Annotated in this window: 20 protein-coding genes; 15 read left to right on the top strand and 5 right to left on the bottom strand. The window is 65.0% G+C overall.

The annotated features are described in order from the left end of the window. The first annotated feature begins 16 nt into the window (after window positions 1–16). The 4 genes from pcaF to LK539_RS14790 all read left to right on the top strand — a co-directional run bounded on the left by pcaF (window position 17) and on the right by LK539_RS14790 (window position 4595). Window positions 17–1222 (top strand): 3-oxoadipyl-CoA thiolase, encoded by a 1206-nt coding sequence (gene pcaF / locus LK539_RS14805; RefSeq protein WP_227801774.1) that lies wholly within the window; start codon window positions 17–19, stop codon window positions 1220–1222. Window positions 1223–1224: 2 nt separating this feature from the next. Then, window positions 1225–1824 carry a phenylacetic acid degradation protein PaaY gene (paaY, locus tag LK539_RS14800; RefSeq protein WP_227801773.1) on the top strand — a complete coding sequence of 200 codons (600 nt, stop codon included), beginning with the start codon at window positions 1225–1227 and terminating at the stop codon, window positions 1822–1824. A 203-nt stretch (window positions 1825–2027) separates the two neighbouring features. Continuing rightward, window positions 2028–4079 carry a phenylacetic acid degradation bifunctional protein PaaZ gene (paaZ, locus tag LK539_RS14795; RefSeq protein WP_227801772.1) on the top strand — a complete coding sequence of 684 codons (2052 nt, stop codon included), beginning with the start codon at window positions 2028–2030 and terminating at the stop codon, window positions 4077–4079. A gap of 51 nt (window positions 4080–4130) precedes the next feature. Further along, the gene (locus LK539_RS14790) at window positions 4131–4595 is read left to right on the top strand and encodes a cupin domain-containing protein (protein WP_227801771.1); all 465 of its coding nucleotides are present in this window, start codon (window positions 4131–4133) and stop codon (window positions 4593–4595) included. A 6-nt stretch (window positions 4596–4601) separates the two neighbouring features. Here the strand turns inward: LK539_RS14790 and LK539_RS14785 are convergent, their stop codons facing one another. Next, window positions 4602–4829 (bottom strand): hypothetical protein, encoded by a 228-nt coding sequence (locus LK539_RS14785; protein ID WP_227801770.1) that lies wholly within the window; start codon window positions 4827–4829, stop codon window positions 4602–4604. A gap of 70 nt (window positions 4830–4899) precedes the next feature. Continuing rightward, window positions 4900–5583: an HAD-IA family hydrolase gene (locus LK539_RS14780; protein ID WP_227801769.1), complete on the bottom strand. Its 684-nt coding sequence runs from the start codon at window positions 5581–5583 to the stop codon at window positions 4900–4902. Between the two features lie 267 nt (window positions 5584–5850). On the opposite strand from LK539_RS14780, the gene rsgA reads away from it, so the two are divergent. Beyond that, window positions 5851–6915 (top strand): ribosome small subunit-dependent GTPase A, encoded by a 1065-nt coding sequence (rsgA, locus tag LK539_RS14775; protein WP_227801768.1) that lies wholly within the window; start codon window positions 5851–5853, stop codon window positions 6913–6915. Between the two features lie 144 nt (window positions 6916–7059). Here the strand turns inward: rsgA and argH are convergent, their stop codons facing one another. Continuing rightward, complete coding sequence (argH, locus tag LK539_RS14770; protein ID WP_227801767.1) at window positions 7060–8457, bottom strand: argininosuccinate lyase; 1398 nt, start codon at window positions 8455–8457, stop codon at window positions 7060–7062. Between the two features lie 140 nt (window positions 8458–8597). On the opposite strand from argH, the gene LK539_RS14765 reads away from it, so the two are divergent. The 5 genes from LK539_RS14765 to LK539_RS14745 all read left to right on the top strand — a co-directional run bounded on the left by LK539_RS14765 (window position 8598) and on the right by LK539_RS14745 (window position 13227). Then, complete coding sequence (locus LK539_RS14765) at window positions 8598–9203, top strand: hypothetical protein (protein ID WP_227801766.1); 606 nt, start codon at window positions 8598–8600, stop codon at window positions 9201–9203. Window positions 9204–9301: 98 nt separating this feature from the next. After that, window positions 9302–9739: a GNAT family N-acetyltransferase gene (locus tag LK539_RS14760; protein ID WP_227801765.1), complete on the top strand. Its 438-nt coding sequence runs from the start codon at window positions 9302–9304 to the stop codon at window positions 9737–9739. A 67-nt stretch (window positions 9740–9806) separates the two neighbouring features. Continuing rightward, window positions 9807–11108 (top strand): cyanophycinase, encoded by a 1302-nt coding sequence (locus tag LK539_RS14755; protein WP_227801764.1) that lies wholly within the window; start codon window positions 9807–9809, stop codon window positions 11106–11108. Between the two features lie 70 nt (window positions 11109–11178). Further along, a complete protein-coding gene (locus LK539_RS14750) occupies window positions 11179–12594 on the top strand; it encodes an IgA Peptidase M64 (protein WP_227801763.1) in 1416 nt (471 codons plus the stop codon). 144 nt (window positions 12595–12738) lie between these two features. After that, a complete protein-coding gene (locus LK539_RS14745) occupies window positions 12739–13227 on the top strand; it encodes a hypothetical protein (protein ID WP_227801762.1) in 489 nt (162 codons plus the stop codon). Between the two features lie 175 nt (window positions 13228–13402). Here the strand turns inward: LK539_RS14745 and parC are convergent, their stop codons facing one another. Together parC and LK539_RS14735 are read right to left on the bottom strand one after the other, a co-directional pair. Next, window positions 13403–15748 (bottom strand): DNA topoisomerase IV subunit A, encoded by a 2346-nt coding sequence (parC, locus tag LK539_RS14740; protein WP_227801761.1) that lies wholly within the window; start codon window positions 15746–15748, stop codon window positions 13403–13405. Between the two features lie 11 nt (window positions 15749–15759). Further along, window positions 15760–17757, bottom strand: coding sequence for a DNA topoisomerase IV subunit B (locus LK539_RS14735; RefSeq protein WP_227801760.1), 1998 nt, complete (start codon window positions 17755–17757; stop codon window positions 15760–15762). Between the two features lie 164 nt (window positions 17758–17921). Between LK539_RS14735 and LK539_RS14730 the strand changes: the two genes are divergently transcribed. The 5 genes from LK539_RS14730 to LK539_RS14710 all read left to right on the top strand — a co-directional run bounded on the left by LK539_RS14730 (window position 17922) and on the right by LK539_RS14710 (window position 24404). Next, window positions 17922–18767, top strand: coding sequence for a two-component system response regulator (locus LK539_RS14730; protein ID WP_227801758.1), 846 nt, complete (start codon window positions 17922–17924; stop codon window positions 18765–18767). 142 nt (window positions 18768–18909) lie between these two features. Further along, entirely contained in the window at window positions 18910–19911 is a 1002-nt protein-coding gene (locus tag LK539_RS14725) for a gamma-glutamyl-gamma-aminobutyrate hydrolase family protein (protein WP_227801756.1), read from the top strand. Between the two features lie 92 nt (window positions 19912–20003). Beyond that, window positions 20004–20336: a hypothetical protein gene (locus tag LK539_RS14720; RefSeq protein ID WP_227801755.1), complete on the top strand. Its 333-nt coding sequence runs from the start codon at window positions 20004–20006 to the stop codon at window positions 20334–20336. A gap of 426 nt (window positions 20337–20762) precedes the next feature. Beyond that, on the top strand, window positions 20763–21581 hold the full coding sequence (locus LK539_RS14715) for a polysaccharide lyase family 7 protein (protein WP_227801753.1): 819 nt from the start codon (window positions 20763–20765) through the stop codon (window positions 21579–21581). Between the two features lie 108 nt (window positions 21582–21689). Further along, entirely contained in the window at window positions 21690–24404 is a 2715-nt protein-coding gene (locus LK539_RS14710; protein WP_227801751.1) for a TonB-dependent siderophore receptor, read from the top strand. Window positions 24405–24519 lie beyond the last annotated feature (115 nt).

The following is a 24519-nucleotide window of genomic DNA, read 5'->3' as shown; positions in this document are numbered from 1 at the left end:
ATACTGAGGAGACAACATGACTGACGCCTTCATCTGCGACGCGATCCGCACCCCCTTCGGCCGCTACGGCGGCTCGCTGTCGAGCGTGCGCGCCGACGACCTGGGCGCACTGCCCATCGCCGCACTGATCGCCCGCAACAAGGACGTGGACTGGGGCGCCGTGGACGACCTGTTCTACGGCTGCGCCAACCAGGCCGGCGAAGACAACCGCAACGTCGGCCGCATGGCCGCGCTGCTGGCCGGGCTGCCGCCGGAAGTGCCGGCCAATACCATCAACCGCCTGTGCGGTTCCGGCATGGACGCTGTCGGTACCGCCGCACGCGCGATCCGCGCCGGCGAAGCGAACCTGATCATCGCCGGCGGCGTCGAGAGCATGACCCGCGCACCGTTCGTGATGGCCAAGGCCGACAGCGCCTTCTCGCGTGCGGCGAAAATCGAAGACACCACGCTCGGCTGGCGTTTCGTTAACCCGCTCATGAAAGCGAAGTACGGCATCGACTCGATGCCGGAGACGGCCGAGAACGTGGCGGTGGAATTCAACATCAAGCGCGCGGACCAGGATGCATTCGCGCTGCGCAGCCAGCAGCGCTGGGCCCGTGCCCATGCCGAAGGCTTCTTCAAAGACGAGATCGTCCCCGTGACCATTCACGGAAAGAAGGGAGACTCGCGCGTGTTCGACACCGACGAGCAGCCACGTGCGGACACCAGCATCGAAGCCCTGGCCAAGCTGAAGGGCGTGGTGCTGCCCGACGGGACGGTCAGCGCCGGTAACGCATCGAGCCTGAACGACGGCGCCTGCGCATTGCTGCTGGCCTCGGAAACCACGGCCGTGCGCAACGGCCTGACCCCGCGCGCCCGTGTGATCGGCATGGCCACGGCCGGCCTGGCGCCGCGCATCATGGGCTTCGGGCCGTCGCCGGCCGTGAAGAAGCTGCTGCTGCAGACCGGCCTGCGCCTGGACCAGATGGACGTTATCGAACTGAACGAAGCCTTCGCCGCCCAGGGCCTGGCCGTGATGCGCGACCTCGGCCTGCCGGACGACGCGGCGCACGTGAACCCGAACGGCGGCGCGATCGCCCTCGGCCACCCGCTGGGCGCGTCCGGTGCGCGACTGGTCACCACTGCCGTCAACCAGCTGCACCGCATCAAGGGCCGCTACGCCCTGTGCACCATGTGCATCGGCGTCGGCCAGGGTATCGCGCTGATCGTCGAGCGGGTATAAGCATGGTCAAGGTGTACGAGATCAACGGCGTGCGGCCGGTGGTGCATCCCTCGGCCTACGTGCACCCGAGCGCGGTCCTGATCGGCGACGTGATCGTCGGCCCGCGCTGCTACATCGGCCCGCTGGCCTCGATGCGCGGCGACTTCGGCCGCCTGATCCTGGAAGAGGGCGCCAACCTGCAGGATACCTGCGTGATGCATGGCTTTCCCGGAGAGGACACCGTGGTCGAAGTCGATGGCCACATCGGTCATGGGGCGGTGCTGCACGGCTGCCGCATCAAGCGCAACGCCATGGTGGGCATGAACGCGGTCGTGATGGACAAGGCCGTGGTCGGAGAAGAATCGATCGTCGCGGCGATGAGCTTCGTGAAGGCGGGGATGATCATCCCGCCGCGCAGCATGGTGATGGGCACGCCGGCCAGGATCATGCGTGAACTCACGGACGAAGACGTGAAATGGAAGAGTTTCGGCACGCGCCAGTATCATGAGCTGAATGTGCGTTCGCTGCAGACGATGCGCGAGGTCGAAGCGCTGACGGAAGTGGAACCGGACCGGAAGGGCATCGAGTTCGATCCGGAAGGCCGGCACAAACCGAGAGTGTGATTGCACCCCTAGCCCGTCGTACCGGCGAAGGCCGGTACCCAATTCTGTGTGCGGACGGATAGCGCTTCGCGGATGCGGTAACAGAGCTCGACGAACTTGGATCCCGGCCTTCGCCGGGATGACGTTGGTAGGCGGTGCGGGGAATCGTCGGCTGCGGATTCCTGAAGAGAGACCTGAAGAGATAACTGAACGGAGACAAGAACATGGGCAACATCGCAACCCTGCAAAGCCTGATCGCCGGCCGTTGGCACGGCGCTGAGGCGCATACCCCGCTGCACAGCGCGCTGAACAACGAACTGATCTTCCACACCCATGCCGAGAAGATCGACTTCGACGAAGCCGTCACCTATGCCCGCAAGACCGGCGTCCCGGCGCTGATGGGGCTGGACTTCCAGAAGCGCGCCCAGCGCCTGAAGGCCCTGGCCCTGTACATGATGGAGCGCAAGGAAGAGCTGTACGAGATCTCGCACCTGACCGGCGCCACCCGCCCGGACAGCTGGGTCGACGTCGAAGGCGGCATCGGCACCCTGTTCGCCTACGCCAGCATGGGTTCGCGCGAGCTGCCTTCGTCGAACGTGCTGCACGAAGGCCCGGCCATGGCGCTGGGCAAGCGTGGCGGCTTTGCCGGCACCCACATCCTGGTGCCGAAGGGCGGTCTGGCGGTGCACATCAATGCCTTCAACTTCCCGATCTGGGGCATGCTGGAAAAATTCGCGCCGAGCTTCCTGGCCGCGATGCCCTGCATCGTCAAGCCGGCCACCGCCACCAGTTACCTGACCCACGCCACCGTCAAGATGATGATGGATTCCGGCCTGGTGCCGGAAGGCGCGCTGCAGCTCGTCATCGGCAGCACCGGCGACCTGCTCGACCGCCTGGGTGGTTTCGATGCCGTCACCTTCACCGGCTCGGCCGACACCGCCGCCAAGCTGAAGGCGAACCAGAACCTGATTCGCGAAGCGGTACCGTTCACCGCCGAAGCGGACTCGCTGAACTGCGCCATCCTGGCGCCGGACGTCACGCCCGACGACCCCGAGTTCGACCTGTTCGTGAAGGAAGTCGCGCGCGAGATGACCGGCAAGGCCGGCCAGAAGTGCACCGCGATCCGCCGCGTCATCGTGCCCGAGCAGCATGCCGAGGCCGTGGGCGCGCGCCTGCGCGAGCGCCTGGCGAAGATCACCGTCGGCAACCCGAAGGTCGAAGGCGTGCGCATGGGGGCGCTGGCCTCGATGGACCAGCACCGCGACGTGAGCGAACGCGTCGAGATGCTCGCGCGCGGCAACGAAGTCTTGTTCAGCGCCCGCGACGGCTTCAATCCGGTCGGCGACGGCTGTGCCAACGGCGCCTTCTTCGCGCCGACCCTGCTTCTGTGCCGCAACGCGATGGTCAACGATGCCGTGCATGACATCGAAGCCTTCGGCCCGGTCAGCACGATGATGACCTACCGCGACATCGACGAAGCCCTGCACCTGGCAGCGCGCGGCAAGGGCAGCCTGGTGACCACGCTGGTGACCAGGGACCCGGCCATCGCCGCCCACGCGGTGCCGATCGCCGCCGCCTCGCACGGGCGCGTCCACATTCTCGAGCGTGAATCGGCGGTCGACTCCACCGGCCACGGCTCGCCGCTGCCGCAGCTGAAGCACGGCGGCCCGGGCCGCGCCGGTGGCGGCGAAGAGCTGGGCGGCATCCGCGCCGTGAAACACTTCCTGCAGCGCGCCGCGGTACAGGGTTCGCCGACCATGCTGACTGCCGTCACCGGCGAATACGTGCGTGGCGGCGCGGTCAAGGAAACGGATATCCACCCGTTCCGCCGCTGGTTCGAAGACCTGGAAGTGGGCCACTCGCTGCTGACCCACCGCCGCACCGTGAGCGAAGCGGACATCGTCAACTTCGGCGGCGTCTCGGGCGACTACTTCTACATGCACTTCGACGAGATCGCGGCCAAGGACACCCAGTTCGGCAAGCGCATCGCGCACGGCTACTTCGTGCTGTCAGCGGCGGCGGGCCTGTTCGTCTCGCCGGCGCCGGGCCCGGTGCTGGCCAACTATGGCCTCGACAACCTGCGCTTCGTGGCGCCGGTCGCGATCGGCGACACCATCCGCGCGCGCCTGACCTGCAAGCGCAAGGTCGACCGCAACCGCACGGACGAGCAGGGCCGCGGCCAGGGCGTGGTGGCGTGGGATGTCCAGGTGACGAATCAAAACGACGAACTCGTGGCGAGTTACGATATCCTGACACTGGTACAGAAACGCGGCTAGCCGCACGGAAACGGCATCGCCGTCTCCGATAATTTCCTTGGAGACTTACGCATGTCGAGACTGGATCTGAGCAGCATTCCCGTGGTGGGTGGCACCCGCTACCCCGAGCAGTTCGCCGAGCTGGTGGATGGACGCACGAAGCAGGCCCTTGGCGATGCCGGCGGCCTGACCCAGTTCGGCGTCAACCTGGTCGAACTGCAGCCGGGCGCGGCCTCGTCGCAGCGCCACTGGCACTCGCACGAGGATGAGTTCGTGATGGTGGTGTCAGGAGAATTAGTACTGATTACTGACGAAGGGGAAACGCTGATGCGCGCAGGCGACTGCGCGACCTTCCCGGGCGGAAAGCCAAACGGCCACCATTTGATCAACCGCAGCTGGGGTCCGGGCGTATTCCTGTGCGTCGGTTCGCGCATCGAGCAGGATACGGCGACCTACCCGGACATCGACCTGCACTACGATGGCGCCACCGATTCGTATTCGCACAAAGACGGTACGCCTTATCCGCCGCGCGACTGATCTTGCTTAGTTCAGCTTGCGCGCATAGCGGCTGCGGATGTGCTGGCTGACGAAGGTCGACAGCCCGCGGCCCTCACGGGCCAGTTCCTGCATCCTGGCAATGTTCTCGGCGCCAGCGCTACGCTCGGTGTAGAGATAGCGGTCACCGCCGGTGAACTGGATGGTGATCGAGTCCTTGTCGATCTCGTAGGCAATCACGCCGGATTCGCCACTCGTGTTGCGATAGCGGTGCATGCGCACCTCCATGGTGTATGTCGATACCTGTCATGTGGGTATCGTCCGGGTCAGTACAAGGCGCCTGCCTTCAGTGCCCGATCTTGCGCTGCACTTTCAATAGCCCACCTTCTGTACGCACGGCAACCAGGTCGAGATAGTCCGCCACCGGGGCCGAGCGCGTTTCGATCGGATGCGCATGCGTGGCCGTCACGACGATGCTGTCCATGCCCGCTGCTTCAGCCGCAGCGAGGCCGATTGTCGTGTCCTCGAACACCAGGCAATCCTGCGGAGAAACCCCAAGCTTTTGCGCACCCAGCAGGAAGGGATCCGGATTCGGCTTGCCGCGCTTGACGTCGTCGGCCGACACCAGCAGCGGCGGCAGGGGCAGGCCGGCGGCTGCGATGCGCGCCGTTGCCAATGCGCGCGACGCGGAAGTTACGATAGCCCAGCGGTCGGTCGGCAGGCTGGCCAGGAAGCGGCCGACGCCGGCAATTTCCTCGATGTCGCCCACGTCCTCGATCTCGGCCAGCGCGATGCCCAGCGCCTCGGCTACCGGGTCGACACCGGGCAGGCCGATAGCACGAATCGTGTCTTCCGTACGCTTGCCGTGCACGGTCGGTACGAAGCTCACCGGATCGAGCCCGTGCCGCGTTGCCCAGGCGCTCCACACCCGCTCGGCGGACTTGATCGAGGTCAGAATAGTGCCGTCCATGTCGAACAGGAAGGCGGCGTATTCGCGCGAGGGCAGGACGGAAGGATTGGTCGGTGTCACGGAAACATTCTCGTAGTCGGAAAGGGGGCATCCAGCATAGCGCAAAAGCCGCAACGGCTTCGCTCACCTTGACGCTGCGACATCCTGCTGCCAGACTACAAGTCCTTTCAACCGATCCGAGGAGACGCCAAATGAACCAGCCTGATACCGCCCTCCGGTCGGTCCCCTAGCGCACCCTTCGTCACGACGATGATCCAGGCGCATTAGTGCGCCGACCTTCCATTCCCTGACCCTGCCGCCATTGCCGCGGCTGCCTGCGCACGCCTGTTGCGTTATTCGAATGGAACACACATCGTCATGATCGACATCGATTTTCCGACCCTCCACGGGATCGGTTTCAAGCAGCATTTCGTTTCACAACTCGCGGCGGCACTGCCGCAACACCGCCTCGCCCGCGTCACCTCCGTCCAGCGCGACGTTATGATGCTGGACGATGGCCGCGAAGCGTTTCCTGCCCGCAGCGCGCGCTTCGTGAACGCCAGCCAACCCGTCGTGGGCGACTGGGTACTGGTCACCCACAGTCTGGGCGAATACTGGATCGACCTCAGCCTCGAGGCCATCACCCAGCTGGCGCGGCGCACGCCGTCCGGCCGGCAAGTCCTGACCAGCAACGTCGACACTGCCTTGCTGCTGATGGGCCTCGATAACGACTTCAATCCGCGCCGCATGGAGCGCTACATCGCCGTGGTGCGGGCGAGCGGGGTGGAACCCGTCATGGTGCTGACCAAACCCGACATCGGTACTGAGGTGGAGGAACGGATCGCCCAGTTGCGCCAGCGCATTCCGGAAGACGTCCCGCTGCTGCAGCTGATTCCTTCCGAACAGATGGACACCGGCGTGCTGGCGCCCTGGCTGGGAAGAGGGCAGACCCTGGTGCTGCTGGGCTCCTCGGGCGTGGGCAAGTCGACCCTCACCAATGCGCTGACCGGCGCCGCTCAGGCCACCGGCGGCACCCGGCATGGCGACGACCGCGGACGTCACACGACGACCTCGCGCTCGCTGCACCGCTGTCCTGGCGGCGCCTGCATCATCGACACGCCAGGGCTGCGCGCCTGGCAGCCGGATGCGGACGAGGAGGAACTCGGGATGTCGTTCAACGACATCGCCGCGCTGGCGGAGGGATGCCAGTTTCGCGATTGCCGCCATGAAAGCGAGCCGGGATGCGCGGTGCGCGGCGTGGTGGATGCGGACCGGCTGCAGAACTACCGCAAGCTCTTGCGCGAGGTGAGAAGGGCGGAGCAGACGGCGCTGGAGCGGATTGCAGAGCGCGGGAAGTGGAAGGTGTTGATGAAGGAGGCAAAGCAGCGCGGCCGCGACAAACGAAGCGGTTGATCACTTCCATACGTAGGGGTGATCTGGTCCAGTGGACCGGATCACGCTTCGCCGCCCACGCGGTGATCGCCGGAATACGATATGTCGCGATCGTGCTGGCGGACGTGGACCGCGTGGGCGGCGAAGCCGCCCACCCTACGGGAATCACCCTGCGAGCTGCTTGCGCACGCGCTCGATCGCCTTGCGCACCTGCTTCGGCGCCGTCCCACCCACGTGATCGCGCGCCGCTACCGAACCTTCCAGGCTCAAGACGGCAAACACATCCTGCTCGATCAGCGGCGAGAACTCGCGCAGCTTTTCCAGCGGCATCTCCGACAGGTCGCAGCCGGCGATATCGCAGGCGCGCACCGCGTGCGCCACCGCTTCGTGCGCGTCGCGGAAGGGCAGGCCCTTCTTGACCAAGTAGTCGGCCAGGTCGGTCGCCGTGGCGTAACCCTGCAGCGCGGCCGCACGCATGTTCTCGGCCTTGACCGTGATGCCGCCCGCCATGTCGGCGAAGATGCGCAGGGTGTCGGTGACGGTGTCGATGGTATCGAACAGCGGTTCCTTGTCTTCCTGGTTGTCCTTGTTGTAGGCCAGCGGCTGGCCTTTCATCAGGGTCAGCAGGCCGTTCAGGTGGCCATAGACGCGGCCGGTCTTGCCGCGCGCCAGTTCCGGCACGTCCGGGTTCTTTTTCTGCGGCATGATCGACGAGCCGGTGCAGAAGCGGTCGGCGATGTCGATGAAGCCGATGCGCGGGCTGATCCACATGACCAGCTCTTCCGAAAAGCGCGAGACGTGCATCATGATCAGGGAAGCCGCTGCGGTGAACTCGATCGCGAAGTCGCGGTCGGACACGGCGTCCAGCGAGTTGTGGCACACGTCCTCGAAGCCCAGGGTTTTCGCTACACGCAGGCGGTCGATCGGGAAGGTGGTGCCGGCCAGGGCGGCAGCGCCCAGCGGCAGGCGGTTCACGCGGCGGCGTGCGTCCTGCATGCGCTCGGCATCGCGGCCGAACATCTCGACGTAGGCCAGCATGTGGTGTCCAAAGGTGATCGGCTGGGCCACCTGCAGGTGGGTAAAGCCCGGCATGATCGTGTCCGCATGGCGCTCGGCCAGATCGGTCAGCGCGCCGCGCAGGCTCGCGAGCAGGCCGAGGATGTCGTCGATCGCCGCGCGCACGTACAGGCGGATGTCGGTCGCGACCTGGTCATTCCTGGAGCGGCCCGTATGCAGGCGTTTGCCGGCGTCGCCCACCAGCTCGGTCAGGCGCTTCTCGATGTTCAGGTGCACGTCTTCCAGGTCGAGCAGCCACTCGAAGCTGCCGGCCTCGATCTCGCCCTTGATTTGCGCCATGCCACGCTCGATCTCGGCACGGTCCTGCTCGCTGATGATGCCTTGCGCCGCCAGCATCTCGGCGTGGGCCAGCGAGCCCTGGATGTCGAAGGGCGCCAGGCGCTTGTCGAAGAACACGGAGGCGGTATAGCGCTTGACGAGGTCGGAGACGGGTTCGGTGAAGCGCGCGGACCAGGCTTCGGCCTTCTTGGAGAATTGATCGGTCATGGTGGGATCCCTTTTGGTATCCCCCGATTATAAAGGACGCGTGCCGACCTCACCCGGCCCCACCCATGGTGGGTGACAAGCGCCGGGAAATGCGTGATGATGTGGCGACTCATTCAACAACAAGAATCTCAGGGGGACGCATGACTCGTTTGGCCCAGCTCGGCCTTGTATTGGCATTCTTGGCGCCGGCGGCAATGGCCCAGCAGGCGGCGCCGGTAGTACCTGCGGCGCAGGCCACGCCTACCGCGATCGCGCCGCCACCCGCACCGGCGGCGCCCAGCATGCCGGCGGCGCGCCCGGCCGACGTCGCCTCGATCGACGCCATCATCGCCGCCCTGTACGACGTGATCTCCGGCCCGGCCGGTGCGCCGCGTGACTGGGACCGCATGCGTTCCCTGTTCGCACCGGAAGGGCGAATGGGCGCGGTCGGCATGCGTCCGGATGGCAGCTACGTCCTGCGCGCCATGAGCCCCGAGGACTACATCGCCCGCAACACCAAGGTCTTCGCCACCATGGGTTTCTTCGAAACGGAGAAGGCGCGCACCCAGGAAGTCTTCGGCCAGATCGCCCACGTGTTCAGCACCTACGAGGCGCGCCATGCCAAGGACGACGCCAAACCCTTCATGCGTGGCATCAACAGCATCCAGCTGATCCACGACGGCAAGCGCTGGTATGTACACAGCCTGATCTGGCGCGCCGAAGACGCGAAGCTGCAGTTGCCGGAGCGCTACCTGCGTAACGGCTGAGCCGCCAACCGCTCCAGCCCTTGCGCCCTGTCCAATTGAAACTAATACATCAATCAAAGGGCGCTAAAATTGGTTTTTAAGCCAGATTCACCGCTTCCATGATTACCAACGATTCAAGCTTCCAGGTCAGTACCGACCAGTCGCGGCTGGACATCCCGATGATCTACCGCTTCCTCAGCGAGCAGTCGACCTGGGCGGTCGGCATTTCGCGGCCGGTGGTCGAGCGCGCCATCGAGAATTCGCTGTGCTTCGGCGGTTACCTCGACGGGCGCCAGATCGCCTTCGCGCGTGTCATCACCGACTTTGCGACCTTCGCCAACCTGGTGGATGTGTTCGTGGTGCCGGAATACCGCGGCCACGGTTATGGCAAGCAGTTGATCGGGGTGGTGCTGCGCCACCCCAGCCTGCAGAAACTGCGCCGTTTCACGCTGGCCACCAGCGATGCGCACAGCCTGTACGAACGCTTCGGATTCACCGCGCCCCAGCAGCCGGCCACCCTGATGGAGCGCTACTTTCCGAACATATATTTGTCCTGAGCAGACTCAACACGGCGACGGGCATCTGGAATCAGGCTTACGATAGTCTCAATCGAGAGGAAGTCGTATGCCGCGCGCCGTCGTCCACCCCGTCGTCCGATTTGCCGCCTGCCTGGCGTTCGCCCTGGCCCTGCTGGCCGGCCATCCGCTGGCAGCTGCGGCTCCCGTGGCGACCCAGCCCAAGGGCTCGCTCGTCATCATCGGCGGCGCCTTGCGTGCCGACAATTCCACGGTATGGGAACGCATGGTCCAGCTGGCGGGCGGCAAGGGTGCGCGCATCGCCGTGTTCGCGTCGGCCTCGGCCAGCCCTGAAAAGACCGGCAAGTTCCTCGTAGACCGATTCAACCAGTACGGCGCCAAGGCTTTCTTCGTGCCGGTCGCGGTGCGCCTGTCCGGCATCGACTACCAGGCCGCGGCCGACGATCCGGCGCTGGCCGCGGCGGTGCGTTCGGCCGGCGGGGCCTTTTTTGCCGGCGGCGACCAGGGCCGCATCACGCGCGCGCTGCGGCGCGCGGACGGCAGCAATACCCGCATGCTCGACGCCCTGTGGGACATGTACCGGCGCGGCGGCATGCTGGCCGGTTCCAGCGCCGGCGCCGCCATCATGAGCAGCACCATGTTCGGCCACCCCAAGCCGGTGCTCGCGACCATGAAGCTCGGCCTCGACGAGGGCAAGGAAATCGCGCCGGGCCTGGGCTTCATCGGCGACGACGTCTTCATCGACCAGCACCTCTTGGTGCGCGGCCGCTTTGCGCGCATGGTGCCGGCGATGCTCAAGAAGGGCTACAAGATCGGCCTCGGCATCGACGAGAACACGGCCATGGTGGTGGGACCGAACCGCGAAGTCGAAGTCATCGGCTACCGCGGCGCGCTGCTGGTCGATCTGTCGAAGGCCGAGCCGCGCGACGGTCCGCTCAACATCAGTAACGTGCGCCTCAGCTACCTGGACAACGGCGACCGCTTCAACCTCCAGACCCAGACCTTCACGCCCGCGCCCGACAAGGCGGAGAATCGCGTCGATCCGGCGCGGCCGTACTACCGCGAGCCGCTGTTCTCGGCCGACATCCTCGGCAATAGCACCGTGGTCGACCTGATGGCCAAGCTGATCGACAGCGACCAGCCGGAAGCCATCGGGCTCTCGCTCGACAGCCCGAACGGCGTACAGCCCGACCTCGGCTTCGAATTCAAGCTCACCCGCACCGGCGACAGCGTCGGCTACCAGTCGATCTTCACCGAGCAGTACTCGGTCTACAACATGCGGCTCGACATCCGGCCGATCGTGGTGCAGCGGCCCTTGTACCAGTACCGGCAGGTCGAGAGCGTGGCCGGCGGTTCGGGCGGCGCCGGCCGCATCGACGCCGCCAACTGAGGAGCTTCGGCTGTTCCGAAACGCCGCCGGCCGGCATTACAATGGATGATCTACCGTACGAGGACCATCCATGATCTTCTTCGCCTTCAGACTGGTTGCCTGCGCGCTGGCGCTGGCCGCAAGCCTTGCCCACGCAGCCCAGCCGGCCACCGTCCGCCTCGACTACGCCCACAGCGGCAATGCGCTGTCCGACGGATACGCGCTGGAGCGCGTCGTGATCGAGCCGCTGCCATGGCCCGGCAGCACCGCGCGCAATCTCGACGAGACCAACCGCGGCCAGAACCGGGTCGAGGTGGTGGATGCGAAGACGGGCGACCTGCTGTACTCGCGCGGCTTCTCGACCGTCTTCGGCGAGTGGCGCACCACCGATGAGGCGAACAGGATCAGCCGCAGCTTCCAGGAGTCGGTGCGCTTTCCCAAGCCCGACCGCCCGGTGCGCGTGCGCATCCTCAAGCGCGACGAGCGGAATCAGTTCTCGGTGGCCTGGAGCGTCGAGATCGATACCGACGCGCCGGAGGTCGTGAAGAAGCAGCCCGACCTGCCGGCGAAACCGATCCCGGTGATTGTGAACGGCGCCTCGCCCGACAAGGTCGACCTGCTGATCCTGGGCGATGGCTATACCGGCGCCGACATGAAGAAGTTCGAAGCGGATGCGCGCCGCCTCACGCAGCACCTGTTCACGGTTTCGCCTTTCAAGGAGCGGGCGAAGGATTTCAATGTGTGGGCGCTGGCGCTACCGACGAACGAATCCGGCATCAGCCGTCCTTCCACCGGGGTGCACCGCGCCTCGCCGCTCGGCACGCGCTACGATATCTTCGGCAGCGAGCGCTACGTGCTCACGCTGGACAACCGCGCGCTGCGCGACATCGCCCAGCACGCGCCCTATGAGTTCATCGAAATCCTGGTCAACAACGAAACCTATGGCGGCGGCGGCATCTTCGGCCAGTTCAGCACCGCGGCGGCCGGCAATGCCTGGGCCAACTACCTGTTCGTGCACGAATTCGGCCACCACTTCGCGGGTCTGGCGGACGAGTACTACACCTCGCCGGTCGCCTATGCGGCGGCGAGCACGCGCATGGAGCCGTGGGAGCCGAACGTGACCGCGCTGCGCGATCCTGCCAACATCAAGTGGAAGCGCCACGTGAAGGCCGGCACGCCGCTGCCGACGCCATGGCCGAAGGCGGAATACGAAGAAGCCTCGCGCGCCTACCAGAAGAAGAGGGCGGCGCTGCGTGCGGCCAACCGGCCGGAGTCGGAGATGAATGCGCTGTTCCGCGACGACCTGAAGGCGACCGAGGCGCTGTTTTCCGGCAAACCGCATCGCCACGACGTCGGCGCTTTCGAAGGTGCGAACTATGAAGCGAGCGGCTACTACCGCCCCACCATGCAATGTCTGATGTTCGACCGCAGCGAAGCATTTTGTCCGGTGTGTCGGGACGGGATCAGCGACATCATCGACCTGTATGCGGGGACAGCTCGACAGTAAAGTTTGCTTACAAAATGTCAAAGGTCTAAGTGGGCTGGCTAACAGACCCGGTGGGGGGAGAGTCCGTATTCTGGACTCACAGCAAGACAACAACATAAAGCAGCAAATTAGGCTGCCATGACCACTCACCGGAAAGGAATCATCATGAACAAACTGATCGCCACCCTCATCGCCGGCCTGTTTGCCACCGCTGCCAGCGCCCAGACCACCACCACCCCGGCCGCCACCAAGGAAGTCGCGAAAGCCGAAGCCAAGGCCGAGAAGGACATCGTCAAGGCCGAAGCCAAGGAAGTGAAGACGGCAGCAAAAGCCGACGAGAAGGTCAACAAGGCGGTGGCCAAGGCCAACGAGAAGAAAGCCGAAGCCCACGCCGACGCCGTGAAAGCCCACGCCAACGCGGCCGAGAAAGTCGCCAAGGCCGATCCGGAAGACCGCGCCAAGGCAGTGGCCAAGGCCGAGAACAAGATCGCCGACGCGAACCTGAAGGCCGACAAGAAGATGATCAAGGCCGACGAGAAGGTGCTCAAGACCCAGGTCGACGCTGCGGCCGACAAGGCGACTGCGGCAGCCAAGACCGAGCAGGTGCGTGCTGAAGCGACTGCCGATGTGCACAAGGCGGCTGCGAAGCACTAAGCGCGGTCTGCTCCAATGAAAAACGCCGGCTCATGAGCCGGCGTTTTTTATGTAGGGTGGCCGGCTTGCCGGCCGCGCGTTCAACTCACGGATGCAGTGTGGCAGAGCATCGTTTAGTCGAACGCGCGGTCGGCAGAGCGTGATCTGGTCCACTGGACCATATCACCCCTACGGCTTACGATGCGCTTTCGGTGGCCCGCATCGCGAGGTCCTGCGCCTTGAGCTTCGCCGACAGCGGCTTGCCCTTGCGCGCCCGCTTGCCGAAGTGCGGCTCCAGGCCCGATGCGAACAGCTCCACCGTGCGCGGCTTGGAACCCGCCCAGGTGCCGATGACATTCACGCCCTTCTGGGTGATCGGCTGCGCCGCCAGCAGGGTTTCCTTCGGATCGAGCTCCATCAGCGTCACGCCGCGGCCACCGTTGGTCAGCACCTTCATTTCGTCGATGCCGAACACCAGCACGCGGCCCTTTTCGGACAGGCAGGCGATTGCGCCGGCGGTGTCGAGCACGACCCGCGGCGGCAGCGGCTCGGCGCCGTCGTCCAGCGTGATGAAGGACTTGCCGCCCTTGAGTCGGCTGATCATGTCGCCGGCCTTGGCGATGAAGCCGAAGCCGTTCGAGGTGCTAAGGAGCAGGCGCGTGTCCGGGTTGCCCGCGAAGTAGTGCAGGATGCGCACGCCGCCCGACAGGTCGACCAGGGTGGTGATCGGCACGCCGTCGCCACGTGCCCCCGGCAGCGCCGCCACCGGCACCGAGAAGGACTTGCCGTTGCTGCCGATGCCGATCAGGGAATCGACCGTGCGGCACTCGAAGGCCTGCAGCAGCGAGTCGCCGGCCTTGAAGGTGAACTGGGCCGGGTCGTGGCCGATGCCGGTGCGCGCGCGCACCCAGCCTTTTTCGGACACGATCACCGTCACCGGCTCGTCGATGATCTTCTGCTCGGCCACCGCGCGCTCGGCTTCCTCGATCAGGGTGCGGCGCTCGTCGCCATACTGCTTGGCGTCCTGCTCGATCTCGCGGATGATCAGGCGCTTCATCGAGGACGGATTCTCGAGGATGTCCTCGAGCTTTTCCTTCTCGCCCCGCAGTTCCGACAGCTCCTGCTGGATCTTGATCGCTTCCAGGCGCGCCAGCTGGCGCAGGCGGATCTCGAGGATGTCCTCGGCCTGGCGGTCCGACAGGCGGAAGCGGTCGATCAGCGCGGCCTTCGGCTCGTCCGAATGACGGATGATGGCGATGACTTCATCGATGTTCAGCAGGACGGTCTCGCGGCCTTCCAGGATGTGGATGCGGTCGTTGACCTTGCCCAGCCTGAATTCGGTACGGCGGCGCACGGTGACGAAGCGGAAGTCGATCCATTCCTGCAGGATGTCGGTCAGGCCCTTCTGGCGTGGGCGGCCGTCGCCGCCGATCATCACCAGGTTCATCGGGCTGGAGGTCTCGAGCGAGGTATGCGCGAGCAGCATCAGCATGAACTCGTTCTGGTCCTGGTTCTTCGACTTCGGCTCGAACACGATGCGCACCGCGGCCTCGCGCCCCGATTCGTCGCGCACGGTGTCGAGCGCACCGAGGATGGTCTGCTTCAGCGCCAGCTGCTCCGGCAGCAGGGCCTTCTTGCCGGCCTTGACCTTCGGGTTGGTCAGTTCTTCGATCTCTTCCAGCACGCGCTGGGCCGAGGTGCCCGGCGGCAGTTCGGTGACCACCGCCTGCCACTGGCCGCGCGCCAGTTCTTCGATCTTCCAGCGCGCACGCACCTTGAGCGAGCCGCGGCCGGTCGCGTACATATCGGCGATGTTCGAGGCCGGGGTGATGATCTGGCCGCCGCCCGGGAAGTCCGGACCGGTGATGATGGTCATCAGCTCGGCGTGGGTCATCTTCGGGTTGCGGATCAGACTGACCGCCGCCGTCGCCACTTCGCGCAGGTTGTGCGAAGGGATCTCGGTGGCCATGCCGACCGCGATGCCGGAGGCGCCGTTGAGCAGCACCATCGGCAGGCGCGCCGGCAGCTGGCGCGGTTCGGTGGTCGAGCCGTCGTAGTTCGGCTGGAAGTCCACCGTGCCCATGTCGATCTCGTCGAGCAGCAGGCGCGACACCGGGGTCAGGCGCGCTTCGGTATAACGCATCGCCGCCGCGCCGTCGCCGTCGCGCGAGCCGAAGTTGCCCTGGCCGTCGATCAGCGGATAGCGCAGCGAGAAGTCCTGGGCCATGCGCACCAGCGCGTCGTACACCGACTGGTCGCCGTGCGGGTGCAGTTTACCCAGCACGTCGCCGACCACGGTCGCGGATTTGCGGGGCTTGGCGGTGTGGCCCAGGCCCAGTTCGTGCATCGAGAACAGGATGCGGCGCTGGACCGGCTTCTGGCCGTCCGAGACGTCGGGCAGGGCGCGGCCCTTGACCACCGAGACGGCGTAGTCGAGGTAGGCGCGCTCGGCGAAGGTGGACAGGGTGAGCTTTTCGACGTCGTCGTCGCCGCCACCGCCGCCCGCTGGGTTGGTTTGTTCAAAAAGGCTTGCTTGAGTCATAGTCGTTCGTATCAGATATCCGCTTCGGTCTCGTTACCGTGTTCTTCGAGCCAGGCGCGACGGGCGGCGGCTTCGCCTTTCCCCATCAGCATGTTGAAACGCGATGCCGATTCGGGCAGGCTGTACTGGCCGAAGGCCACCGGCAGCAGGCGGCGGGTGTCCGGGTTCATGGTGGTTTCCCACAGCTGTTCCGCGTTCATCTCGCCCAGGCCCTTGAAGCGCGAGATGCTCCAGCTGCCTTCCTTCAGGCCTTCCTTCTTCAGCTTGTCCTCGATCGCCAGCAGTTCGCCGTCGTCCAGCGCGTACAGCTTCTGCAGCGGCTTCTTGCCGCGCGCCGGCACGTCGACGCGGTACAGCGGCGGGCGCGCCACGCAGATGTGGCCATTCCTGAACAGGGCAGGGAAGTGCTTGAAGAACAGCGTCAGCAGCAGCACCTGGATGTGCGAGCCGTCCACGTCCGCATCGGACAGGATGCAGATCTTCCCGTAGCGCAGGCCGGTCAGGTCGGGATTGTCGTCCACGCCGTGCGGGTCGACGCCGATCGCCACCGCGATGTCGTGGATTTCGTTGTTCGCGAACAGGCGGTCGCGCTCGGTCTCCCAGGAGTTCAGCACCTTGCCGCGCAGCGGCAGGATGGCCTGGAATTCCTTGTCGCGGCCCATCTTGGCGGAACCGCCCGCCGAGTCGCCCTCGACCAGGAACAGCTCGTTGCGGGTGATGTCCGACGATTCGCAATCGGTCAGCTTGCCCGGCAACACGGCCACGCCCGAGGACTTCTTCTTCTCGACCTTCTGCAGCGAACGCAGGCGGGATTGCGCCTGCTTGATGACGAGTTCGGCCAGCTTCTTGCCGTATTCGACGTGCTGGTTCAGCCACAGCTCGAGCGGCGGCTTGGTGAAGGTCGACACCAGCTTGACGGCGTCGCGCGAGTTCAGGCGTTCCTTGGTCTGGCCCTGGAACTGCGGGTCCAGCACTTTCGCCGACAGCACGAAGGAAACGCGCGCGAACACGTCTTCCGGCAGCAGCTTGACGCCTTTCGGCAGCAGCGAGTGCATCTCGACGAAGTTCTTCACTGCGCCGAACAGGCCGTCGCGCAGGCCGGATTCGTGGGTGCCGCCACTGACGGTCGGGATCAGGTTGACGTAGGATTCGCGCACCACGCCGCCTTCCTCGGTCCAGGCCACTACCCACGCCGCGCCTTCGCCTTCGGCGAAGCCTTCGTCGCCCGCGGCTGCGTATTGGGCACCTTCGAACAGCGGGATCACGGTCTGGCCGCCCGAGGTCTGGGCCAGGGCTTCGGTCAGGTAGCCGCGCAGGCCTTCGTCATAGCGCCAGGTCTGGACGTCGCCGGTTTTTGCATTGGTCAGCGTGACGGTCACGCCCGGCAGCAGCACGGCCTTCGAGCGCAGCAGGCGCTGCATGTCGCCGAGCGGGATGTTCGGCGAGTCGAAATACTTCGGATCGGGGCGGGCGGTGACGCGGGTGCCGTTTTTCTTGCCGCCGCGCTCGGCCGGTCGCGAGCTCAGGGGCTCGACCAGGTCGCCATTCTCGAAAGCCAGCTCGTGTACGCCATTGCCTTCGTCGTCCTTGCGCCAGACGGTGATCTCCAGGCGCGTCGACAGCGCATTGGTCACCGATACGCCAACGCCGTGCAGGCCGCCCGAGAAGGCATAGGCGCCGCCCGAGCCCTTGTCGAACTTGCCGCCCGCGTGCAGGCGGGTGAAGACGATCTCGACGGTCGGCACGTTTTCTTCCGGGTGGAGTCCAACCGGAATACCGCGGCCATCGTCTTCGACCGTGACCGAGCCGTCCGTGTTCAGGGTGACGCCGATGTTCTTGCAGTGTCCGCCCAGCGCCTCGTCGGAGGCGTTGTCGATCACTTCCTGGATGATGTGCAGCGGGTTTTCGGTCCGGGTGTACATGCCCGGACGCTGTTTCACTGGCTCGAGTCCCTTGAGGACGCGGATGGATGATTCGCTGTAGTCGGATGCGGGTTTCTTGGTCGCCATGCTGATATTCGTTAATTCAATGCTTGCGCATTCTATCTTGTCGCGCGGAAAAATTTGGCCTTTTTGCGATGCCAAACGTACTTGTTACTCCGCACCCTTGTGCTAGATTAAGAGGATGTGGCCCGGGAGATGCCAAAGGCGGCCCCAAGGAAAGGCTGGAGAAGATGCAAACCAGATATCCGTTCACTGTCCGCCTGGTCGGGTTCGCGCCGCCCGAATGCGCCCAGCTGGAGAGCCTGCTGGCGCAAGCCCCGTTGCCGGGGGCGTCGTATTTTTGCCTGCACGACGACAGTTTGCAAGAACCCGATCTCTATATTGCCGATGGCAGCAACCCGGCCGCCCTGGCTCGCCTGGCCTGCCTGCCGCCCGGCGCCCTCCAGCCCATCCTCATGATCGGCGGCGACGGCGCCAGCAAGTATCGCACTCTGCCGCGTCCGGTCGACTCCGCCCGTCTGTACCAGGTCCTTGCCGAGCTGCTCGATACCCGGGTGAAGGCGCTCGTCGCCCTGGCCGCCAGTGGCGAACGCAGCCTGCCGGAACGGCGACGAAGGCCCAGGCTGGCGCCGGATACCGAGGCGCCGGCCTACTATCAACGCCTGCGCCAGGGCCCGCCCGACGGCGCGGTGCTCATCATCGACAAGGGCGGCGCCTTTCGCGACCACGTCGCTCGTGTTGTCAGTAATACATTTGCCAACACTGCAGGGCCTGCTAGCCGCTCGATCGAGTGGACCGACAGCGGCCGCGCCGCGGTACGCCTGTGCGACGAGACGCCGGTGTCGCTGGTCATGATCAATACTTGCGCGACCGGCATCGAACCGTACAGCCTGAGCAGCGCCATCAAGTCTCAGGAAGGAGCAGGGCGTACCGCCGTGCTGTTTCTTGTTGGGCAATCCTTCAAATATGACAGCCTGCGCGCCCGTGATGCCGGCGTGCGCGGCCTGCTCGACAAACCGGTAGCGGACCGGCACCTGCTTGCTACTTTCCAGAAATTGTTGGCGCTGCCGCACTAAAACTACTGTGATTGCATACAGTATTATCCAAAACCGGAATCCGTGCAAGGCCGGGTGTTGTACGGATGAGCTGTAGCGAACGATAAGATTTTTGTAACAACTTCAAATCGTGCGCGGGTCTGGCAGAGCTATATTGGCATGCATGGCGGAACAACAACGACAACCATCCGAAGAGGTCCCTGGTCCTCCGGTCGACAAGCGTCGCGAGACGCCGGCCCGTATTCCCGACCGGCGTGCGACCCAGGGCCAGACCATGCGCGGCTACGCCAAGTACCAGCGCGATGGCGATACGGCGCTGGCGCTGGCCGGGCGGGTGCTGAGTTCGCGCTGGCGTGCGCTGCGCGAACGCTTCAACCGCGATTTCATGAACCGCACCCTGCACATCGGGGTGTCGGCGCGTATCTTTCATCCGGAACCGGGCGCCAGGGGCCTGCTCAGCAAGAACCTGCAGTATCTCGAAGAATCGATCGCCCAGTGGGTGATGTCGCGTGACGTGCTGGTGTTCATGATTCCGACCGTGAACACGAATGGCATGTTCCATCCCAGTAATATCACCTTGCGCCACTATGCGCGCCACCTCGACGGACTGGTGCTGCAGGGCGGGGCGGACGTGGCGCCCCAGACCTATTCCGAGGTGCCGACCCGGCCCGAGTGGAGCGGCGACCGCGCGCGCGACGTCTACGAGCTCGAGCTGCTGCATGAATTCGTCGACGCCGGCAAGCCGGTGCTGGGTGTGTGCCGCGGCTGCCAGCTGATCAATGTCGCCTTCGGCGGCACCCTGTACCAGGACGTCGTCACCAACGTACCGGATGCGCTGGCCCACGTGCAGGACATCTACGACGCGCACCGCCACGCGATCCGCTTCCCGGCCGGCTCCTCGCTTGGCAAGATGTTCGGCCATGTGAACCAGCCGATCGTCAATTCGATCCACCACCAGGCCGTCAAGGAACTGGGGCGCGATATCCGGGTCGAGGCCTATTCCGAGCCGGACGGCATCGTCGAGGCGATCCGCTACGAGCGCGCCGACTTCGTCATGGGCCTGCAGTGGCACCCCGAGTTCCACCGCGCCGGCGGCACCGAGTTGCTCGACTGCACGCCGGTGCTCGACGAGTTCCTGCGCGCGGCGCGCGAGACGCGGCTCTAGGCCTAGCGAAAACACTTGCGTTCGTCCCTTCATCGGTGAATAATGAATGAGAATCATTCTCATTCATTCGAGTATCCATGAGGAGGGCGTGCATGACCATTTCATTCGCAGACCCGGCGCCGGCGCCGCGCAGCCAGGACACCCTGCTGGTGGCGTCGCTGTTGCACCTGATGTCGCATTACACCGCGCGCGTCGACGGCGAACAGCCTTGCGTGAAACTGGCCTCGGTCATCGAGCGCCACCTGTGCGCACTGTCGCGCCTGCCGGACGTGGACCCGGTGCTGCGCGCCACCTGCGAGCAGTTGGCCGAGCGCTGGGCGCTGCTGGTGGATGAAACGATGCCGCGCCCTCAGCAGCCCAAGCAGCCGCTGCTGGCGCGTTTCATGAAAGGGCAGTGGGGCGCCAGGCCGGTCGCTGCCAACTAATCCGGTTCACGCGGCGCCGCGGCGCCGCTTTGTCGATGTCGCAGGAGGCCGTCCGGCCTTGCCAATCTGTTCCCCGCACATAGGCCAATCCTGGCGCTCGCAGCGCTGTCTCCCCTGGCAGCCAGCAACGCCTGTTATGTGCCAGCCATAATCCCCGCAAAAATTGTTGACTGACATCTTTTTTCTGATAGTCTTTACTAAATCGTTGTAGTAAATCGTTTACCTATTTCTTGCATTAATGGTCTAAGATATACGGAGCGCGGCAGTAGCCGTTGCAAGAAGGCCAAGATTAGCAAGGCAGAGAAATCGTTTTCTGTAAAAATGCTGTAAATCGTTTTAGACCGTCGTAGGCATGCGATGTCGCTTCTGTTCAGCAGACCGAATGCCGCGGCGAGTAACAACAAAAAACAATCCTGGAGACCTGGCATGACAACACCTCAGCGCTTGCGTTCGCTCGCCATCGGCCTGGCGGCCGCGCCGATCATCTGCGTCGGCTTGCCGGCCGCCCTGGCGCAACCCAGTCACGCCGGCGCGCCGGCAGCGTCGTCGGGCGCGGGCTTCACCCCTCGCGACAGCCTGGCCAGCCTGTTCGAGCTGGAGGGTGGTTCGCCGTATTCGACGCCCTATGACGGCACGCTGAATTTCAGTGCCTTCACCTCGAAACACGCGACGCCGAATGGCCATGGCTACCGCAATGAACTGAAGATCAGCCGCGCGAGCCGCCTGCCGATCGAACAGACCCACGAACATTTTTCGGCGCTGGTCACCCCCACGCTGCCGGCTGGCGCCAGGACCATCGTGGCGCAATACCACGTCGAAGGCATCGAGACCATCGTCAAGGTGTATGTGCAGGATATTGCCGAGCCGGCTCTGCTTGACGGCAAGGCAAACAATGGCGTCTTCGACGTCGTCGCACGGATCCGCGATACCAGCGGCAAGGATGTCTCTACCGCACTCGGGACGGTCAGGTCGGGCGAGCGCTTCGCACTCGATGTCCGCTTCGACGGCGGCAATGCCCGTGTCAGCGTCAGGTCCGACCGGCATGGCGCCCTGCAGACGCCGCTCACCCGGGTCATGGGCGACCACCGCAAGATCTATTTCAAGTTCGGCGATTACCTGCAGGCACGCGACCCCGACACCGGCGCCATGAGCACCAAGCCGGCCACCTGGGATGCCTATTTCCAAAGAAATGGCATCGGTAGCAGCCTGATCAGCTTCAGCGAAACGAAGTTCGAACGCAAGTAGGGCGTGTGGGCGGCGGCTCGTCCGTGCGAGCCGCCGGCGCCCGGATTCGGTATTCCACTTTTAGTAAAAAAAACTCTCGGAGACAATGCTGTGAATAAAAGTTCAAAGATGTTTTTCCATGCCCAACGTCCGATCGCGTCGGCGGTCGCCCTGGCCCTGCTCGCCATGGCCGGCGCGGCCCAGGCGCAGCAGGCGCCGTCCGAATCTTCCGATTCCTCGATGGCCAAGGTCGAAGTGACGGGGACGAGTTTCAAGCGCGCGGTGGCAGACCAGGCCTTGCCGGTCACGGTCGTCAAGGCCGAGGACTGGATCGCCCAGGGCATGCTGACCATCGACGACATCCTGATGTCGATGTCGACCGCGTCGGTCTACCAGCCGAATACCACCGCCGGCAACGGCAACAGCGCCAACATGCGCGGCATCGGCAGCTCGCGCACCCTGGTGCTGATCGACGGCAAGCGGGTCAATGACTCCTCGATCAACCCGAACGTCATTCCGGTCAGCGCGCTCGATCGCACCGAAGTGCTGCGCGACGGCGCCTCGTCGATCTACGGCAGCGACGCGATCGGCGGCGTGATGAACTTCGTCACCAAGAAATCGTATACCGGCGCCTCGGTGACCCTCAAGGGCACTTCGCCGGACAAGAGCGGCGGCGGCCAGTCCAAGGGCGCGAGCTTCATCGCCGGCAAGGGCGACCTCGCCAAGGACGGCTGGAACGTGTATGTCACCGCGGACTTCAATCACCAGAACGAGCTGCCGCAGAGCGCCCGTCCCGACCTGACGACGGACGCGCGGCGCCAGGCCGCCGGCTTTGCGCCGTTCCGAGCGACCCGGGGCACCAATTCGGTACCGGCCAACGTCACGGCCGCCAACGGCTCGACCCGGGTCGGCAACCTCACCATCACCGGCAATCCCTATTACGCGAGCGGCTGCCTGCCGCCCTACACCACGCCGGGCACCAACAATACCTGCTACTCCCTGTTCAACGCCAACAACCTGACCCTGACCAAGGAAGGCCAGCAGGCGTCGGTGTTCAGCAAGGGCACCCTGGCGCTCAACGCCGATCACCAGGTCTCGGCCTCGCTGCTGTATTCGAAGATCTACAACCGTCCGGTGAAGAACCCTACCTACGGCATCGCCGCTTCGATCCCGAACTTCCCGGCGCTGACCATCGGCCCGACCAGCCCATACTATCCCGGCAAGGGCATCGTTCCGGCCATGCCTGGCATTACCAACCAGACCCTGACCCTGGCATGGTCGCTGATCGGCGACCTCGGTCCCACGGTCTTGAACTACGACACCGAGACCGCGCGCGCGAACATCGACCTCGACGGCCGGCTGGGCGCATGGGACTACAAGGCCAGCCTGTGGAGCGCCCTGTACCGGTCGCACGTCAGCTTCCGCTCCGGCTTCGTGAACAGCTACGGCCTGCTGGCCGGTGTCGCCAACGGCAAGCTGAATCCGTTCGGCCTGCAGAACGAGGAGGGCCGCGCCTACCTCGACAGCATCTCGACCAACGGCCAGACCGCCGACTCGGGCCTGAACCGCCTGCACGGATTCGACCTGAGCGGCAGCCGCGAGCTGATGGACATGGCCGGCGGCCCGATGATGCTGGCGCTGGGTGCGAACGCGTATCACGATTCCGCCTATCACTCGATTCCGGACACGGTCGTGCAATCCGGCGGCCAGACCGGCACCACCGCGGCCGTCAACGAACGCGCCTCGCGCAACGTGGTGGCGGCTTACGCCGAACTCGAGATCCCGTTGACCAAGGCATTGAATGTCAACGTGGCGGTGCGCACCGACCACTACAGCGACTTCGGCTCCACCACCAATCCCAAGCTCAGCTTCCGCTACAAGGCCAGCGACACGGTGATGCTGCGCGGCGCCGTCGGCACGGGCTTCCGCGCACCGACCCTGAGCGAGCGCTACTTCGGCGCGGTCAACGGCCCGACCGGCCTGACCAGCGATTCCTACAACGACCCGGTGCTGTGCCCGGGCGGAGCGCCGGGCGCCAGCACCGGCGGCACCGCACTGCCAGGCTACAACACGACCCGCGTGTGCGCGGCGCGCCAGCCGATCAACACGGGCGCCAACCCGGACGTCGGTCCCGAGCGCTCGACCACCATCAATCTGGGCGCCGTGTTCACGCCGACCCGCAACCTCCTGGTCTCGCTCGACTACTTCAACGTCAAGCTGCGTGACGCGATCGGCCAGCTAGCGCAGAACGCGATCTTCACCAACCCCGCTTATGCCAACCTGTTCGTCCGCGACGCCAACCGCAACCTGCTGTGGGTGGACGACCGCCGCAACAACCTGGGCGGACTGCGCACCGACGGCATCGACGTCACGGCCACCTATACCTTCCCGCGCACGAGTTATGGACGCTTCGGCGTCCAGCTGGACGGCACCTACCTGCACCGCTTCGATACCCAGGTCGAAGACGGCGGCGAGTGGATCTCGAGCGTCAACAAGTTCGGGCCGCTGGATGCGAACGTGATGAACTTCCGCTGGAAGTATGGCGCCTCGGTGAAATGGACCAGCCCGAAAGGCGCCTGGAGCTCGACGCTGAACGAGCAGTACAAGCAGAGCTTCGAGGACCGCAACGCCGATTCCCAGTTCTACCACCGCATCGATTCCTACCGCGTCTACAACTGGTCGCTGACCTACGCCGGCTATCGCAAGCTGAAGGTCGTGGTGGGCATCAACAACCTGCTGGATCGCGATCCGCCGGTTGCCAACTACCGCAACGAAGGCTACGCCAGCGGTATGGCCAGCCCGGTGGGCCGTACCGTGGTCGGACGCGTGTCCTACGAGTTCTAAGTTCCAACACTGCGCAGGCCGGCCCGCCGGCCTGCGCTTCCTGGTGTTCTTCCCGATTCTCCAAATTGCTGTTGACTTCAACCCGGATTAGGGTAAGCTGGCTAAATCGATGCAC

It is taken from the genome of Massilia sp. IC2-476, from assembly GCF_020707295.1.
Classification (GTDB): Bacteria; Pseudomonadota; Gammaproteobacteria; order Burkholderiales; family Burkholderiaceae_D; genus Telluria.
The sequence above is the reverse complement of the archived record's forward strand: the minus strand, read 5'-3'. Positions and strand labels throughout refer to the sequence as shown.